A 15,400-nucleotide genomic window follows, 5' to 3' on the forward strand; every position below is an offset into this window, starting at 1 on the left:
TGCAGCAGGGGATTAGGAGGGAGAGAGTGAGATGCGGATCTTACAAGCAGCGGACTGGAGCCTGGATCGGAAAATTGATTACGGTACCCCCGAGCAATTGAACAGTGTAAAGCGGATTGTGAGCGATGTGCGGCATGAGGGAGATGCAGGACTAATCAAATATACTAGGGAGTTCGATAAGACCGTCCTTACCCAAGAACAGCTTCGTGTAGAAGAGTCGGATATTGCATTGGCTTACGAGCAGGTTGATCAAGCGTTCTTAGTGGCCATTCGTCAAGCTGCAAGCAACATCAGACGGTTCCATGAGCGACAAAAGCGGACATCATGGATGGAGTTCGAACCAGATGGGACTCTGCTTGGACAGATTGTGCGTCCACTGAAGCGCGTAGGTGTATATGTGCCAGGCGGCAAAGCTGCATACCCGTCATCTGTTCTCATGAACGTGATCCCTGCTCAAGTAGCAGGTGTACCGGAGATCGTAATGGTCACTCCTCCAGCTACTGGTGGGACGGAAGGAATCAATCCATACATACTCGTAGCGGCTGCCGAAGCGGGTATAAAGGAAATGTATCGGGTTGGCGGTGCACAGGCGATTGCTGCATTAGCTTATGGGACGGATACAATTGCCCCAGTAGATAAAATATGCGGCCCGGGGAACATCTTCGTAGCATTAGCGAAACGCGAAGTGTATGGGGTCGTTGATATCGATAGTATGGCAGGGCCCTCAGAGATTGTCGTGTTAGCGGATAAGCAGGCTAATCCTGTATTTGTGGCAGCTGATTTATTGTCCCAGGCTGAACATGACGAGATGGCATCGGCTGTCCTGGTGACAGACTCCATGGATCTGGCTCAAGCTGTGTCAATCGAGGTTGAACGTCAATTGAAGGAACTGCCTCGTCGTCACATTGCCTCTGCTTCTATAGAGCAATACGGGGCAATTATCGTGGTAGAGGATCTGCGCGAGGGTGTCAAAGTCGTGAATCGATTGGCTCCTGAACATTTGGAAATTATGACAGAAGAGCCTATGGAGTGGCTCGGGCTTATAGAGAATGCTGGGGCAATCTTCCTTGGTGCTTACAGCTCTGAGCCGGTTGGAGATTACTTCGCGGGACCGAACCATATTATTCCGACGAATGGAACCGCGCGCTTCTCTTCCCCCGTCGATGTAGATATGTTTATGAAAAAGTCGAGCTTAATTCGTTACAGCAAGGAAGCACTGCTGACGAATGGGGCGGCCATTATCGAACTGGCTCGCCATGAAGGGCTAGAGGGGCATGCCAGGGCAATTGAGGTTCGTCTGCGAGAGCAGGCAAACGCGGAGTTTGAAGCTACGCATAGCGTCATAGAACAGTTGCGATAGCAGTAAGAGTAGGATTAAGAGAAACAGCAGCAACAGAAGCGCAGGAATTATAGCAGTACTATATCAATAACGATAGTAAGTATAGTGGCAATAAAAAGAGATAGTAGAGATAGCAGTGATAGTAGAAATTGTAACAAATGGCTGATTTGGCAGACATGCCTGATTTGACAGACATACCTGATTTAGCAGGCATAGTGGGGATAAAAAAATTATAGAGGTATTAGAAATCATAGAGATAGAGTGGAGAACATAAATAGAAACCTGGTGGAGCGGCATGGAAAGTAAAGAGAGACAGTGAAAGACGGGGAACAGTGGAGAGGGAACCGTGAGAAGCTAGGTGCAGTCAACGAGCTGCGAAGCTTATATTGGAATAGCGGATTCTTAGATCATAGAAAGTAAGAATAAAAACTGCAATCTTCAACAGAAGGGCGGAACTTTTAATGGTACAGGAAGCGATTAGCCGTATACGTCAAGCGGATATTGCCCGCAAGACGAATGAGACGAATATTCAGTTGTCATTCTCGATTGATGGGACGGGAAAAAGTGAGTTGGATACTGGCGTTCCGTTCCTTATGCATATGCTGGATTTATTTACGAAGCACGGTCACTTTGATCTGAAGGTCGATGCTACCGGTGATATCGACATCGATGATCACCATACAGTTGAGGATATCGGCATTTGTCTCGGGCTTGCATTAAGAGAGGCTTTGGGCGACAAGTCGGGGATCAAGAGGTATGCGTCTGTGTTTGTTCCGATGGATGAAGCATTGGCTCAAGTGATTATCGATGTAAGCAACCGACCTCATTTCGAATACAGAGCTTCCTATCCATCCGCCCAAGTGGGCACGTTCACCACGGAACTTGTGCATGAGTTTCTGTGGAAATTAGCGCTGGAGGCGAGAATTACACTTCATGTCATCGTTCATTACGGACAGAATACGCACCATATGATTGAAGCGGTATTCAAGGCGTTAGGGCGGGCGCTTGATGAAGCGACATCGGTTGATCCGCGGGTACAAGGTGTTCCTTCTACGAAGGGAGTGCTGTAGCTCATGATCGCCGTGGTCGACTATGGGATGGGGAACCTTCATAGTGTTAGCAAGGCAGTGGAGCGATTAGGATATGAGGTCGTCCTGACCAGTTCCCGTAAGGAATTGCTGACTGCTGACGGCATCATTCTTCCAGGGGTTGGGGCATACGGAGATGCCATGCAGGCGCTTCGGGGAAGCGGGCTCATTCCCACTCTGCAGGAGGTAGTTGAAGGAGGCAAGCCAATGCTCGGCATCTGCCTAGGCATGCAGCTGTTGTTCGAGGGAAGCGATGAACATGGCTACCATGAGGGATTAGGCATGCTGCCAGGTCGTGCGGTGCGTTTCGAGGGCGGATCTTATAAGGTGCCGCATATGGGCTGGAATGAGCTGATGTGGAAGCAAGCAGCACATCCATTGGCGAGAGAGGCGGAGAATGGTTATGTGTATTTCGTACATTCCTACCGAGTAGTTGCGGAAGAGCAATCAGATGTACTTGCGACGTGCAGCTATGGAGGCGTTGAAGTCGCGGCAATAGTAGGGAGCGGCTCTGTATATGGAATGCAGTTTCATCCGGAGAAGAGCGGAGCATTGGGACTGCGCCTGTTAGGGAGATTTTTGGCGCTGACTGGCTCGGGCAGGCAATCCATACAACTGGCCAGATCATAGACAGGAGAATGATGGGAGAGGAAGGCGAGGCAGATGGCAGCGTTCACGATATATCCAGCAATCGATATTCGCGGGGGAAAGTGTGTCCGGCTTGTACAAGGGGATTATGGGCAAGAGACGGTCTACGATGAGCGCCCTGTAGAAGTAGCGCAGCGTTGGGAAGCGAATGGCGCTTCTTGGATTCATCTGGTGGACTTGGATGGAGCGAAGGAAGGGCGCCCGATCAATGCGGAGCTCATTGGTGAAATTGCACGGTCTGTAGCGGTTCCGATACAGGTTGGCGGCGGCCTGCGCACGCTTGAGGACATTGAGCAGCTGCTGGAAGCGGGTGTGGCACGTGTCATATTGGGCACAGCGGCAATAGAGGATCGTGGCTTCGTTGAAACCGTACTTGGCAAGTATGGCGACCGCATTGCGATTGGCATCGACGCCCGCAATGGATTCGTTGCCACACGTGGTTGGCTGGAGACCTCGGAAGTGAAGGCGGGCGTGCTTACGGCTGAGCTTGCTGCGGCAGGGGCGAAGACATTCATCTTCACGGATATCTCTCGAGACGGCATGATGAAGGGGCCGAATATCGAGGCAATTGTACAACTGGCGAAGGTCTCGGGGCAGACCGTAATTGCTTCTGGGGGCGTCAGCAGTATGGATGATATTCATGCTCTATCCAAGTATGCGGTTGATGGTGTAGGTGGAGCAATTATTGGCAAGGCACTCTATACAGGCAGCATTGATTTGGCAGATGCAGTACGGCTGGAGGCAGCCGTACGAAGCTAGCCATACGGAACGGGGGCGATTGCGGTGTTGGCGAAGCGTGTAATTCCTTGTCTAGATGTGAAGGATGGCCGTGTTGTAAAAGGCGTCAATTTTGTTCAGCTTCGTGACGCTGGAGATCCGGTGGAACTTGCTGCGCTGTATGATCAGGAGGGCGCAGATGAACTGGTGTTCCTAGACATCTCCGCGTCTATCGAGGGTAGGGCAACGATGGTGGAGGTAGTACGGCAGACCGCAGGAGAAATCTCGATTCCTTTTACAGTGGGTGGCGGAATCTCTTCTGTCGATGATATGATGCGCATGCTGCGTGCAGGTGCGGACAAGATCGGCATAAATACAGCGGCTGTGAAGCAGCCAAGTCTCATAACGGATGGTGCGCGGCGATTCGGGTCGCAATGCATCGTAGTAGCCATCGACGCCAAGTACAATGAGACCTGGGGAGAATGGGAAGTGTATATTCACGGTGGGCGTACACCTACTGGATTGCGTGCAGTGGCTTGGGCACAAGAGGTGGAGCGGCTTGGGGCAGGGGAATTGCTGCTGACAAGCATGGATGCGGACGGAACGAAGGATGGCTTCGATAATAAGCTGACACGTGCAGTATCCGATGCTGTCGGCATCCCCGTTATTGCTTCAGGCGGTGCAGGGCGAGCAGGTGACTTTGTGGAGGCATTTACGGAAGGACATGCCGATGCTGCGCTTGCAGCGTCAATATTCCACTATAAAGAAGTATCGATTGCAGAAGTGAAGGAGGCGCTTCACGCAGAGGGGGTACATGTACGATGACGCAACAAGTAATAGTAGATGGAGAACGCTTGGCTGCATCCATCCGTTGGAATGAATACGGCCTCGTGCCGACTGTTGTACAGGATTCCATCACGAAGGAAGTCCTTATGGTGGCGTATATGAATCAGGAATCCTTGCTCTTGTCGTGCGAGACAGGAGAGACAGTATTCTGGAGCAGGTCTCGTCAAGAACTGTGGCACAAGGGCGCAACGTCAGGCAATACGCAGCGAATCGTATCCATAGCCGTGGATTGTGATCAGGACACACTGCTCGTGCAGGTCAGTCCAAGCGGACCGGCTTGCCATACCGGAAGCCGTACTTGCTTCGAAAGTGGCCATATGGGATATGTGAGGGAAGAAGAGAATCATGCGCCAGTTGTAAATTCGGTGCTGGCAGAGCTGGAGAACCTTATAGCACAGCGGCAGATTGAGCGTCCTGAGGGATCATATACAACCTACTTGTTCGAGAAGGGTCTCGATAAGATATTGAAGAAGATAGGCGAGGAGTCTACCGAGGTTGTGATCGCAGCGAAGAATGACAACAAGGAGGAACTAGTTGGGGAGATTGGGGATCTGCTGTTCCATATGCTTGTTCTGCTACGCGAACGCAACATTGCGCTGGGAGACGTGTTATCCGTACTGGAGGCGCGCCACCGTGGGGCTAGACGGGATACGTATAATCAGAATGGGAAAGTAAAGTAATGATTACAAGCTGCATAGGATGGCGGGCGATGTCATGTGTTCCTTATGAGAGGTGCGCAATGCAATTGCCCGCCTATTGTTCGTTGTTTGCGTGGTTGTGAACTTGAATATGAACATATCTAAATAGGGGTCAACAGATTGCCTGTGATCAAGATTTGAGTTATAATAAGATAAGAATTATTATTATATAAAAATAAAACATCGATTTTCTGGTGTATTACCGAGGTGCATCTTCTGAAATCTCCGACCCTTGCGGTTGTGGGAAATATAGAGGCTTCTGCCTGAATCTACAGAGAAACGCGAGGTTTGAATCTGTCCCTTGGAAAGACTTCGCGAAAGGGATGCAGGAATTGAGCGTCAATATGATATACTGTTGGGTATGTGTACAGTATATGAGTGTCAGGAGGGGCCTTGGCGATGGCAGAACAGAACAAGGTAGTTATGTTCCCGATGGATGCTGCTTCGTTCTCTGAACGTGCGGTACAATCGTTGGAACGACTGCACTACGACAAGGCGTTGACATATTTTCGCAAGGCGGTGGAGTGCGAACCGGACAACCCTATCCTGCAGTGCAATCTAGCAGGAACGCTTGCAGAAGCAGGGCGGTTCGAAGAGTCTAACGATACATTGCACCACATCTTGCATGAACTCGATCCGAATATGAATGAATGCTACTATTATATGGCGAATAACTTTGCTTATATGGAGCAGTTCGAGGAGTCGGAGGCGATGCTTGAGACGTATTTATCCCGTGATCTCACAGGAATGTATACGGAAGAAGCGGAGGAAATGCTCGAAATGATTCGTTTCGAGGCGAAGCAGTCTTCTTCATCACAGCATCGCGGTGAGCAGAATGTGGGAGTTCAATCGTCAGCTGCGAAGCTGCCGTCAGCGCTGAGCGACGAAGAGATGGGAATCTCTGAGCAGGCAGAGGATGAGCATGCAGAAGCACGCATGCTGCTCGAAGCCGGCCGGTTCGTCGAGGCAGAGAAATTGTTGAAGCGGGTTGTGGATTCGGATCCAGATTATTTGGCCGCATGGAACAACCTGGCGTTAGCTTATTATTATATGGGGCAGTTCGATGAAGCGCGGGAGGCACTTGATGCCGTGCTTGAGAGAGATCAAGGGAACTTGCACGCATTGTGCAACTTGGCTATATTCGAGCGCCATGCCGGCAATGAAGCTGTCGTCCAGCAGCTTATTGCAATGATTGGCAAGATTCAGCCCTTCTATCGGGAGCATCTGTTCAAGATTGCGACTACGATGGGTATGTTGGATGAGCATGAGCTAGCTTATCAGCATTTGCGCCGCTTAGTAACAGGCCATATGCTGCGGGAAGCGAGTATTTACCATTATGCGGCTGTAGCGGCTTGCCGCTTAGGTCGATATGAGGAAGCATCTCGCTGGTGGGCAGTATGCCGCAGACTGGACCCCGATTCCGGCATAGCAACGTACTATATGGAACGATTGCAGCAGCGTGATGGGGGAGATATCGATCCTATGCCAACCTATCATTATCGTCTACCTTATGAGGAGGCTAGCCGCAGGGCTGCTTCAAAGGCTGCTTCAACTGATGGCAGTCGTTCGAGTCGTTCAGGGGACGGCAAGGATTGGGAGCAGCAGCTCAAGAAAGATCCGCTCGTACGAGCTTCATTATTCTGGGCACTGCGATTCGGTGAGCCGGATGTCAAGCTTCAGGCACTCCAAGCGATGAGCTTGCTCGGTGACGATGAAGCAAATGATGCGCTTCGCTCTATGCTGTTGGATCCAGATCAGGATGCATACATGAAGCAGGTTGCTGTATATGTGCTGCGTATGCATGGGGTAGAAGATCCAATTGAGGTAGAATGGAAGGGCGAGTACATTCAAGTTCACCGTAATCATATTGCGAATCGTCTGCCAGTCTGGGAGTCGCAATGGCAGCAGGTACTGGATATATTGCGTGATTCTATGAAAGAGCGGTACGATCTGTTTCAGATGCATGATGCAGAGACGCTTTGGATTGAATTTATTACGCACTTATATCCCGATGAGGTGCCACGAATTGGCAAGGCGGAAAGCTGGGCTGCAGCGATCGAATTCATTATCGCGAAGATGATACGCCGTGAGATGTCCTATCAGCTTGCAGCAGAGCAATATGGTGTATCGGCAACTACCGTTGCCAAGCATGTGAAACGAATGGAAGACACTTGTCAGGTAGAAGCTAAAATCAAGCAATCCTTTACATGAAGATAAAATAAATACTTGATTATAAGGGAGGCCAACCCCATGGAGAACAAAGTATATAAATCAGTTGTTATCGGCACAGGACCTGCTGGTTATACAGCAGCGATTTACTTGGCTCGCGCCAACTTGAACCCGCTTGTGATCGAGGGACCACAACCAGGTGGACAGTTGACGACGACTACAGAAGTTGAGAACTTCCCTGGGTTCCCAGAAGGCATCCAAGGTCCTGAATTGATGGACAATATGCGTAAGCAAGCTGAGCGCTTCGGTACGGAGTTCAAGACAGGCTGGGTAAACAGTGTTGATGTGTCTAGCCGTCCATTTAAACTTCAAGTTGAAGGTGTAGGCGAGATTGTCACAGAAACGTTAATTGTAGCAACAGGCGCTTCTGCGAAATATATGGATATTCCAGGTGAGCAAGAGAACCTGGGTAAAGGGGTCAGCGCTTGCGCGACATGCGACGGATTCTTCTTCCGTGGGAAGAAAATCATTGTTGTCGGCGGTGGTGACTCTGCGATGGAGGAAGCAAGCTTCTTGACTCGCTTCGCTTCCGAGTTGACACTCGTTCATCGACGTGACGAGCTTCGCGCATCGAAGATTATGCAGGATCGCGCGAAGAATAATGAGAAGATCAAATGGGGCTTGAATCGTACTCCAATTGAGGTCGTATCTACAGGCATGGGTGTTACAGGTCTCAAGGTGAAAAACAATGAGACAGGCGAAGAAGAAATTCTGGAAACGGACGGTTTGTTCGTTGCTATCGGCCACAAGCCAAACACAGATTTCTTGAAAGGTCACATTGAACTGGATGATCATGGCTATGTAATTGTGAAGCCAGGTTCTACGGAAACGAGTGTACCAGGCGTATTTGCTGCAGGTGACGTGCATGATACGAAGTATCGTCAGGCGATTACAGCAGCAGGTTCTGGCTGCCAAGCAGCTTTGGACTGCGAGAAGTTCTTGGAAGGACATATTACGCAGGACTGGAGCCAGTCTTTGAATCAATAAGGTAAAAAAGTACTCACTTTTCGAAAGTTGGGAGCCAGTAGGCTCCCTCTTTATTTTCGTACGATTAAATCAGGTGGTCGAGCGGAAAAAGTGGGAGTGGCGAGTGTGTCGAACGGACTGGAACGTATGGCCGAAAATTAGGCCGCAGGGAGGGCTTATACGCGCTTCTGGCGCGGCTTGGCAACGCTTGGCTAGGGGCTCCGTTCTCTTGACCTGACTAGTGGGTTCGCGTATAGTGGGTACTGAAAGTACCATAATTCGATTACGTATATAAAAGGTGGATGACGCATGTCTGAGCAGATCTACGTGGGTGTCGATTTGGGCGGTACGGCCATTAAAGTTGGAATCTGTGATGCGGAAGGCAAGCTTCTGCATACATTTGAGGGACCAACTGAAGTAGCTAAGGGTCCGGATACTGTCATGGATAATATCGAAAAATATGTTCGTCTCATTGTGGAACAATCTCCTTACGATTGGAGCCAGGTGGCTGGCGTCGGCGCAGGAGTCGCAGGATTTACGAATGTAAAGGAAGGCGTTATCATCTTGGCGCCCAACGTAGGATTCAAGGATGTGCCGATCCGTTCCATATTAGAAGAACGTCTAGGCAAGCCAGTTAAGATTGACAATGATGCAAATGTTGCCGCACTTGGCGAGGTGTGGAGCGGCGCAGGCAAGGGCATTGACCATTGTGTTTGCTACACGCTCGGAACGGGTGTCGGCGGAGGCATTATTATTAACGGTAGAATTGTACAAGGATTCTCAGGTCTAGCAGGAGAGCTTGGCCATATGGCGGTAATCCCTGATCTGGAAGCGATCCAATGTGGCTGCGGCAAGATGGGGTGCTTGGAGACAGTATCTTCGGCTACAGGTATTATTCGAATGGCCAATGATGCAGTTGAACGCGGAGATCGCACTTCCTTATCCTTGGTAGAGAGCATTACAGCAAAGGATGTATTCGATGCGGCGAAGGCGGGAGATGAGGTCGCAGTGCGCATCGTATCCCGTGCAGCTTATTATTTAGGCAAGGCGATGGCTGCTGTAGCAGTGACACTGAATCCAGAGCGGTTCATTATTGGCGGAGGCGTATCGAAGGCAGGCGAGTTCCTGTTCGAGCAAATTCGTGAAACATTTATGAAATTAACACCTGACCCGGTTACGCGCGGCGTATCCATCGTTCCAGCAGAGCTAGGCAATGATGCGGGTATGATTGGTGCGGCAGGCTTGTTCTTGCGTTCGTAGCCGAATCTTGTAAGAAGGAGAGGACGAACGATGATGGAATCGACAGAGATGACAGCTCTTGCGAAGCTGGTTATCATTACGGGGATGTCTGGTGCAGGGAAGACAATAGCTGTACAGAGCTTGGAGGATCTCGGTTTTTTCTGCGTGGACAATTTGCCGCCAGTACTTATACCGAAGTTTGCTGAACTCATCGAGCAGTCCAAGGGTAAGATTGGCAAGGTAGCGCTTGTCATTGATTTGCGCGGCAGAGAATTTTTCACGGCCTTATCAGAATCCATTAATTATATTCGGGATCACTTTACTATTAATTGTGAAATATTGTTCTTGGATGCAACGGATGCTGTTCTCGTGCAGCGATATAAAGAGAGCCGTCGCCGTCATCCTCTCAATCCAGGCGGCATGCCGCTTGAAGGAATTAAGCAGGAACGCACACTGCTGGAAGATTTGAAGGGTTGGGCGACACAGGTTATTGATACGAGCAATTTGAAGCCTGTACAGTTGAAGGAACGAATTGCGGCGCGATTCACGCACGCGGATCAGAATATGATGTCGGTGAATGTGACTTCGTTCGGTTTTAAATATGGGGTGCCGATTGATGCGGATCTCATTTTTGACGTACGTTTTTTGCCGAATCCGCATTATGTGGAGCAATTGCGCCCGAGAACTGGACAGGATATTGAAGTATATGATTATGTCATGAAATGGCCAGAAACACAGGCTTTCCTTGCTAAGCTGCTTGATTTGCTGAATTTCCTTATGCCGCAGTATCGCAAGGAAGGGAAAGGTCAGGTTATCATCGGCATCGGATGCACAGGCGGCAAGCACCGATCAGTGGCCATTGCAGAATATTTAGGTCGTACAATCGGAGCGAGTGATACGGAGGTTGTCCGTGTCAGTCACCGTGATGCTGAGAGAGATCGGCATTAGTGGAGGGTCGTTATGGCATGTGAAAAAGAAGAGCGCGTAAACCCACGTATCGTAGTTATGGGCGGCGGCACAGGGCTGTCGGTCATGCTTCGAGGGTTGAAGGAGAAGCCGCTCGATATTACCGCAATCGTTACTGTGGCGGATGATGGAGGCAGCTCTGGTATATTGCGCAGCGAGCTGCAGATGCCCCCGCCAGGAGATATACGCAATGTATTGACAGCGTTGGCTGATGTGGAGCCATCGCTGTCGGAAATGTTGAAGTATCGCTTCAAGAGTGGATCTGGACTTGCAGGACATAGTCTGGGCAATTTGCTATTGGCGGCGATGACGGATATTACCGGCGATTTCGTTGCAGGCATTCGGGAGCTGAGCCGCGTACTTGCGGTTCGGGGCCGGGTACTGCCTGCAGCCAATCAAGCAGTTGTCCTGAAGGCCGAGATGGAAGACGGGTCTATTGTGTCTGGCGAATCATCAATCCCGCAAGCCGGCCAGCGCATTAAGCGTGTGTTCTTAGAACCGGAACAGGTGGAGGCGTTGCCTGAGGCAGTTGAGGCGCTCCGTCAGGCGGATGCTATTCTGATTGGACCAGGAAGCCTGTATACGAGCATTATTCCTACCTTGCTCGTACCGAAGCTGGCACAGGCCGTACTGGAATCAAATGCGGTGAAGATTTTTGTATGTAATGTGATGACTCAGCCGGGGGAAACGGATAACTATTCCGTGAGTGATCATTTGGAAGCTGTTCAGCTTCATGTCGGCACTCAATTGTTCGATTATGTTATCGTGAATAATGGGGAGATTCCGCCACAAGTTCAGGATAAATATGCCGAACAGGGGGCAAAGGCTGTCCATTTGGATATGGAAGAAGTGACGAAGCGTGGATATCAGGTAATCGCGGATTCTTTAGTGCTGTTCCGCACCTATCTGCGTCACGACGCAGATAAGCTTAGTCATCATATTTATCAGCTTGTGGAAAATTGGATGTTACGAAAGAGGTGAGCCGCTATGTCTTTTGCAGCACAGACAAAAAAAGAATTAACCATGATCGAATCCGAGTCGTGCTGTGAGAAGGCGGAACTGTCTGCGCTAATGCGCATGAACGGTTCTGTGCAGCTCTCGTCCAACCGCAAGGTAATATTGGACATTTCTACTGAGAATGCAGCGATCGCACGCCGCATTTATACGCTTGTTAAAACGTATTTTCAAGTGCATACGGAGCTGCTTGTACGCAAGAAGATGCGCTTGAAGAAAAATAATGTGTACATTGTACGTATTCCGACGCGTGTGCAGGAGATTTTGCGTGACCTGCACATTGTATCGGAAGGGTTCTTGTTCACGGACGGCATTGACACGCAGATTGTTGAAAATAACTGCTGCAAACGCGCATATTTGCGAGGAGCGTTCATGGCAGGAGGATCGGTGAATAATCCAGAGGGATCTTCCTATCACTTGGAGATATCCTCGATGTACGAGGAACATTGCCGCGCATTAGTTGATCTGGCGAATGAGTTCCAGTTGAATGCACGATTCATTGAGCGCAAGAAGGGCTTCGTCCTGTACATCAAAGAGGGCGAGAAAATTATTGAGTTCCTCAATATCATCGGTGCTCACCAGGCGCTGTTCAAGTTCGAGGATGTCCGTATTATGCGGGATATGCGCAACTCCGTGAACCGAATCGTCAATTGTGAAACGGCTAACTTGAATAAAACGATTGGTGCTGCTGTGCGCCAAATCGAAAATATTCGTTATCTAGATAGGCATCTTGGATTAGATAAGCTCCCAGATAAGCTGAGAGAAGTTGCCGAGGTCAGATTGGCACACCCGGATATTAATCTGAAGGAAGTGGGAGAGCTTCTGGGCGGTAAGGTTAGTAAATCCGGTGTCAATCATCGACTGCGCAAGATAGACGAGCTGGCTGAGCGAATGCGCAACGGATAGCGAGATAAACTTTATTCCTCGCTTAAAATCGTTTATAATGCTAATATGTGATGAAATAGAGCAAATTAGCGTAGATTTGTGTAATGTAAACTACATGGAATATAGGGGGTATGATTCGCATGGCTCAACAACCAATTGTCGTACGTTTGAAGACTGGACTGCACGCAAGACCTGCGGCCTTGTTCGTTCAAGAAGCGAATAAATATTCTTCGGATATCTTCGTTGAAAAAGAAGATAAGAAAGTCAATGCTAAGAGCATCATGGGTATTATGAGTCTCGCAATCAGCACCGGCACGTCAATTACCATTACTGCGGATGGCGCGGACGCCGATCAGGCTGTAAGCGCTTTAGTCGGGCTTGTAAGCAAAGAAGAATTGGACAGCTAATCTGTAGCTGACATCGTGTTCAATCATAGTGGAAGCAGCGAGCTGCCACTGTGATCAAGAGAAGAGCCATAATGGCTCTTTTTTTATTATGGTAAGCTTGTCGAATGGTGCATCAGATGAACGGTATGAAATGTGATACAGCCTGATCTCCTTCAAGAGATCAGGCTGTGTTTGTGTGCCGCTGTTACAATTAATTGTCGAGCGCACCTATTCTCTATAGACGTCAACAGATCCTTTTACATTCCCATTGATGCGCAGACGATATGTATTGCCTGGCTTGAGCTTATAGAAGTATACAGGTGCATTTTGATAACCTACACTAAGTTCGCGTGATTCTTCGATCAAATAACCTGCCCAAGGGTAGTACATCTCTAATTCGACCTTGAATTTTGCATTACTGCCGGTATTTTTCTCAGAGCTGACGTTCAACTGGAGGGTAGTGCGGAGAGTGTCGCTAGGAACCACGATGTCTTTCTTAATTTGTTGTTGGGTTGTCGTGGAGAAATCAGCTGACCATTCGTATACAGCGATATATGCCTTAGCAATGTCTTGTTTTTGGAATACCTTCGAATACCCCGATTCCGGTCTGTACTTCTGTTCGATCATCATTTCATCAGCAGATTTAGCTGATAATGATGCAGGAGCAAGCATGCTCAATGCAAGAGCGACAAGTAAAGCAAATTTCCCTTTGTTACGAATCACATGTATTCCTCCTCAGACGTCTTTTAATGGAAATTACAGCTCTACCATATCATGGTTTTTCACCGATCGACAGGTCGAAATAAGCATAAAATGACAAAAATTGTATAGAACTGTAGATTAATGATTATAAAAATGAATCTGCAGCGTTACATTTGTACCGATTCAATAGCCGCAGAAAATACATCTAAAGTTATGGCCGGACTTGCAACAATATTTATCTTATTAACGTTTAGAAGACAAGAAGCAAGTCAATCTTACATTCTATAACGTGATGGAGGAATGGATTATGACGCAATTGACAGGAAGAATGACATGGCGTCGAATGACGATGGCGGTCATGCTTACAGGAGCGCTGCTTGTGGGGACAGGAGTTGCGGCACCGGTGCCTGTGCATGCAGCAGCGGCAGAATTCAGCGTGAAGGATACGGTGAACGTGTCGGGCATGGGAGAATTGGAAGTAACGCCTGATGTGGCTTATGCGGAGCTTGCAATAGATACACGTGGGAAAACAGCGGCTGAAGCACAAAAGCAAAATGCAGTGTTGTTCGAAAAAGTGAAACAGGTGCTTACTTCGAAATATGGTATTCAGGAAAAGGATCTGAAGACGGTCAATTTCTCGGTTAATCCTGAATATAAATACGTGGAAAATAAAGAGCCTCAAATCATAGGCTATCAAGCTCAACATGCTGTGCGTGTGACGTATCGTGATTTGAATCGACTAGGGAGCTTAGTAGATGCAGCTACTGATGCAGGTGTGAACCGAGTAGTCCGTATTCAATTCGATACGGAGAAGCGCGCTGACTATGAGGCACAGGTGCTGGAGAAGGCAGTGCAGCATGCAGCGAAGAAGGCATCTGCACTCGCGAAAGCGGCAGGCCGTGAAGCAGGTGCAGCTCTTACGATTACAGAGTCTGGGGCGGACTGGTCCCCAATACGCGTGATGTACGACGCAGCAGCAAGCCCGTCGGATATGAAAAAGGATGTGGCTTCAACTTCAGTGCAGGGCGGACTTATTAAGTTGAATGCACAGGTTCAAATTCAATATCAATTGAAATAAAGAACGCAGAAACAACTGAAATGAAGCGTGCAGTAACAGCGTCGGCATGGGTGAAAGCCTTCTGTTAAATCAATGAAATTTTCCCAATTAGGTGGGCAAGAGTACATCAGAAATGGCGCTGTATCAAGGGGCACTCGTGTCAGAAATGACATAGTGCCTTTTTGTATGGAAGCCATCTTGGATTAGGGGTTGTATTTTAGGGAACAAAGCCCTAGAATGTAACAGGGGAATTGAATATTATCGTATTCTCCGATAGTTCGAATGTAAATAAGTGCCTCATGGCCTGATCGCTATTGGAAATAGGTCGAACCGTTGAAAAGAAATGTATGTTTTTGTCGAAATTACGTTAAAATAAGTTGTATCGTCAGACAAAACGATGTATATTGGATATGCAAAAACGCCAACGTGAACGGGACGTAGAAGCCATACCAATGGATATGGCTTTTTTTGCTTAATGAATAAGAACGTATCCTATACACTGCGCGCATTCTTGTTCATCCCATTTGGGGTGGTGCTGCAGAGCGTGTTAGCATGCCATTGCGATGGCACGCTGCATGCAGGAACAGCTGCTCCAATTGGCAGACTGACGATGTAAGGGG

16 protein-coding genes are annotated in these 15,400 nt (G+C 48.8%); 15 read left to right on the plus strand and 1 reads right to left on the minus strand.

What is annotated here, in order from left to right:
* Positions 1–31: 31 nt before the first annotated feature.
* From hisD to BP95_RS0124465, 13 genes are all read left to right on the plus strand, one after another.
* The gene (gene hisD / locus BP95_RS0124405) at positions 32–1,360 is read left to right on the plus strand and encodes a histidinol dehydrogenase (RefSeq protein ID WP_021252850.1); all 1,329 of its coding nucleotides are present in this window, start codon (positions 32–34) and stop codon (positions 1,358–1,360) included.
* Between the two features lie 440 nt (positions 1,361–1,800).
* Entirely contained in the window at positions 1,801–2,409 is a 609-nt protein-coding gene (gene hisB, locus BP95_RS0124410; RefSeq protein ID WP_021252849.1) for an imidazoleglycerol-phosphate dehydratase HisB, read from the plus strand.
* Positions 2,410–2,412: 3 nt separating this feature from the next.
* Positions 2,413–3,057, plus strand: a complete 645-nt coding sequence (gene hisH, locus BP95_RS0124415) for an imidazole glycerol phosphate synthase subunit HisH (RefSeq protein ID WP_021252848.1) — start codon at positions 2,413–2,415, stop codon at positions 3,055–3,057.
* Between the two features lie 33 nt (positions 3,058–3,090).
* On the plus strand, positions 3,091–3,834 hold the full coding sequence (gene hisA / locus BP95_RS0124420) for a 1-(5-phosphoribosyl)-5-[(5-phosphoribosylamino)methylideneamino]imidazole-4-carboxamide isomerase (protein ID WP_021252847.1): 744 nt from the start codon (positions 3,091–3,093) through the stop codon (positions 3,832–3,834).
* Positions 3,835–3,858: 24 nt separating this feature from the next.
* On the plus strand, positions 3,859–4,617 hold the full coding sequence (hisF, locus tag BP95_RS0124425) for an imidazole glycerol phosphate synthase subunit HisF (protein ID WP_021252846.1): 759 nt from the start codon (positions 3,859–3,861) through the stop codon (positions 4,615–4,617).
* Complete coding sequence (gene hisIE, locus BP95_RS0124430) at positions 4,614–5,318, plus strand: bifunctional phosphoribosyl-AMP cyclohydrolase/phosphoribosyl-ATP diphosphatase HisIE (RefSeq protein ID WP_021252845.1); 705 nt, start codon at positions 4,614–4,616, stop codon at positions 5,316–5,318. The genes hisF and hisIE overlap by 4 nt, the downstream gene beginning before the upstream one ends.
* A 417-nt stretch (positions 5,319–5,735) precedes the next feature.
* Complete coding sequence (locus BP95_RS0124435) at positions 5,736–7,547, plus strand: tetratricopeptide repeat protein (RefSeq protein WP_021252844.1); 1,812 nt, start codon at positions 5,736–5,738, stop codon at positions 7,545–7,547.
* Positions 7,548–7,586: 39 nt separating this feature from the next.
* A complete protein-coding gene (gene trxB, locus BP95_RS0124440; protein ID WP_021252843.1) occupies positions 7,587–8,552 on the plus strand; it encodes a thioredoxin-disulfide reductase in 966 nt (321 codons plus the stop codon).
* Positions 8,553–8,840: 288 nt separating this feature from the next.
* Positions 8,841–9,791 carry an ROK family glucokinase gene (locus BP95_RS0124445; protein ID WP_021252842.1) on the plus strand — a complete coding sequence of 317 codons (951 nt, stop codon included), beginning with the start codon at positions 8,841–8,843 and terminating at the stop codon, positions 9,789–9,791.
* Between the two features lie 30 nt (positions 9,792–9,821).
* On the plus strand, positions 9,822–10,718 hold the full coding sequence (rapZ, locus tag BP95_RS0124450; RefSeq protein ID WP_021252841.1) for an RNase adapter RapZ: 897 nt from the start codon (positions 9,822–9,824) through the stop codon (positions 10,716–10,718).
* A 12-nt stretch (positions 10,719–10,730) separates the two neighbouring features.
* Positions 10,731–11,717, plus strand: coding sequence for a gluconeogenesis factor YvcK family protein (locus tag BP95_RS0124455; protein WP_021252840.1), 987 nt, complete (start codon positions 10,731–10,733; stop codon positions 11,715–11,717).
* Positions 11,718–11,723: 6 nt separating this feature from the next.
* A complete protein-coding gene (whiA, locus tag BP95_RS0124460; protein WP_021252839.1) occupies positions 11,724–12,656 on the plus strand; it encodes a DNA-binding protein WhiA in 933 nt (310 codons plus the stop codon).
* 119 nt (positions 12,657–12,775) lie between these two features.
* Positions 12,776–13,042, plus strand: coding sequence for an HPr family phosphocarrier protein (locus tag BP95_RS0124465; protein ID WP_005545782.1), 267 nt, complete (start codon positions 12,776–12,778; stop codon positions 13,040–13,042).
* A gap of 207 nt (positions 13,043–13,249) precedes the next feature.
* Here the strand turns inward: BP95_RS0124465 and BP95_RS0124470 are convergent, their stop codons facing one another.
* On the minus strand, positions 13,250–13,744 hold the full coding sequence (locus BP95_RS0124470) for a hypothetical protein (protein ID WP_021252838.1): 495 nt from the start codon (positions 13,742–13,744) through the stop codon (positions 13,250–13,252).
* Positions 13,745–14,030: 286 nt separating this feature from the next.
* Here BP95_RS0124470 and BP95_RS0124475 point away from each other — a divergent pair, with 286 nt between their 5' ends.
* Positions 14,031–14,801: an SIMPL domain-containing protein gene (locus BP95_RS0124475; RefSeq protein ID WP_021252837.1), complete on the plus strand. Its 771-nt coding sequence runs from the start codon at positions 14,031–14,033 to the stop codon at positions 14,799–14,801.
* A gap of 454 nt (positions 14,802–15,255) precedes the next feature.
* A complete protein-coding gene (locus tag BP95_RS33330) occupies positions 15,256–15,396 on the plus strand; it encodes a hypothetical protein (protein WP_155987351.1) in 141 nt (46 codons plus the stop codon).
* Positions 15,397–15,400 lie beyond the last annotated feature (4 nt).

This window comes from Paenibacillus sp. UNC217MF (genome assembly GCF_000686865.1).
GTDB lineage: Bacteria > Bacillota > Bacilli > Paenibacillales > Paenibacillaceae > Paenibacillus_B > Paenibacillus_B suaedae.

Bases quoted from the DNA above. Each gene is read 5' to 3' on its own strand.
- hisD (WP_021252850.1), top strand. From the start codon at position 32: ATGCGGATCTTACAAGCAGCGGACTGGAGCCTGGATCGGAAAATTGAT.
- hisB (WP_021252849.1), top strand. From the start codon at position 1,801: ATGGTACAGGAAGCGATTAGCCGTATACGTCAAGCGGATATTGCCCGC.
- hisH (WP_021252848.1), top strand. From the start codon at position 2,413: ATGATCGCCGTGGTCGACTATGGGATGGGGAACCTTCATAGTGTTAGC.
- hisA (WP_021252847.1), top strand. From the start codon at position 3,091: ATGGCAGCGTTCACGATATATCCAGCAATCGATATTCGCGGGGGAAAG.
- hisIE (WP_021252845.1), top strand. From the start codon at position 4,614: ATGACGCAACAAGTAATAGTAGATGGAGAACGCTTGGCTGCATCCATC.
- BP95_RS0124435 (WP_021252844.1), top strand. From the start codon at position 5,736: ATGGCAGAACAGAACAAGGTAGTTATGTTCCCGATGGATGCTGCTTCG.
- trxB (WP_021252843.1), top strand. From the start codon at position 7,587: ATGGAGAACAAAGTATATAAATCAGTTGTTATCGGCACAGGACCTGCT.
- BP95_RS0124445 (WP_021252842.1), top strand. From the start codon at position 8,841: ATGTCTGAGCAGATCTACGTGGGTGTCGATTTGGGCGGTACGGCCATT.
- rapZ (WP_021252841.1), top strand. From the start codon at position 9,822: ATGATGGAATCGACAGAGATGACAGCTCTTGCGAAGCTGGTTATCATT.
- BP95_RS0124455 (WP_021252840.1), top strand. From the start codon at position 10,731: ATGGCATGTGAAAAAGAAGAGCGCGTAAACCCACGTATCGTAGTTATG.
- whiA (WP_021252839.1), top strand. From the start codon at position 11,724: ATGTCTTTTGCAGCACAGACAAAAAAAGAATTAACCATGATCGAATCC.
- BP95_RS0124465 (WP_005545782.1), top strand. From the start codon at position 12,776: ATGGCTCAACAACCAATTGTCGTACGTTTGAAGACTGGACTGCACGCA.
- BP95_RS0124475 (WP_021252837.1), top strand. From the start codon at position 14,031: ATGACGCAATTGACAGGAAGAATGACATGGCGTCGAATGACGATGGCG.
- BP95_RS33330 (WP_155987351.1), top strand. From the start codon at position 15,256: ATGAATAAGAACGTATCCTATACACTGCGCGCATTCTTGTTCATCCCA.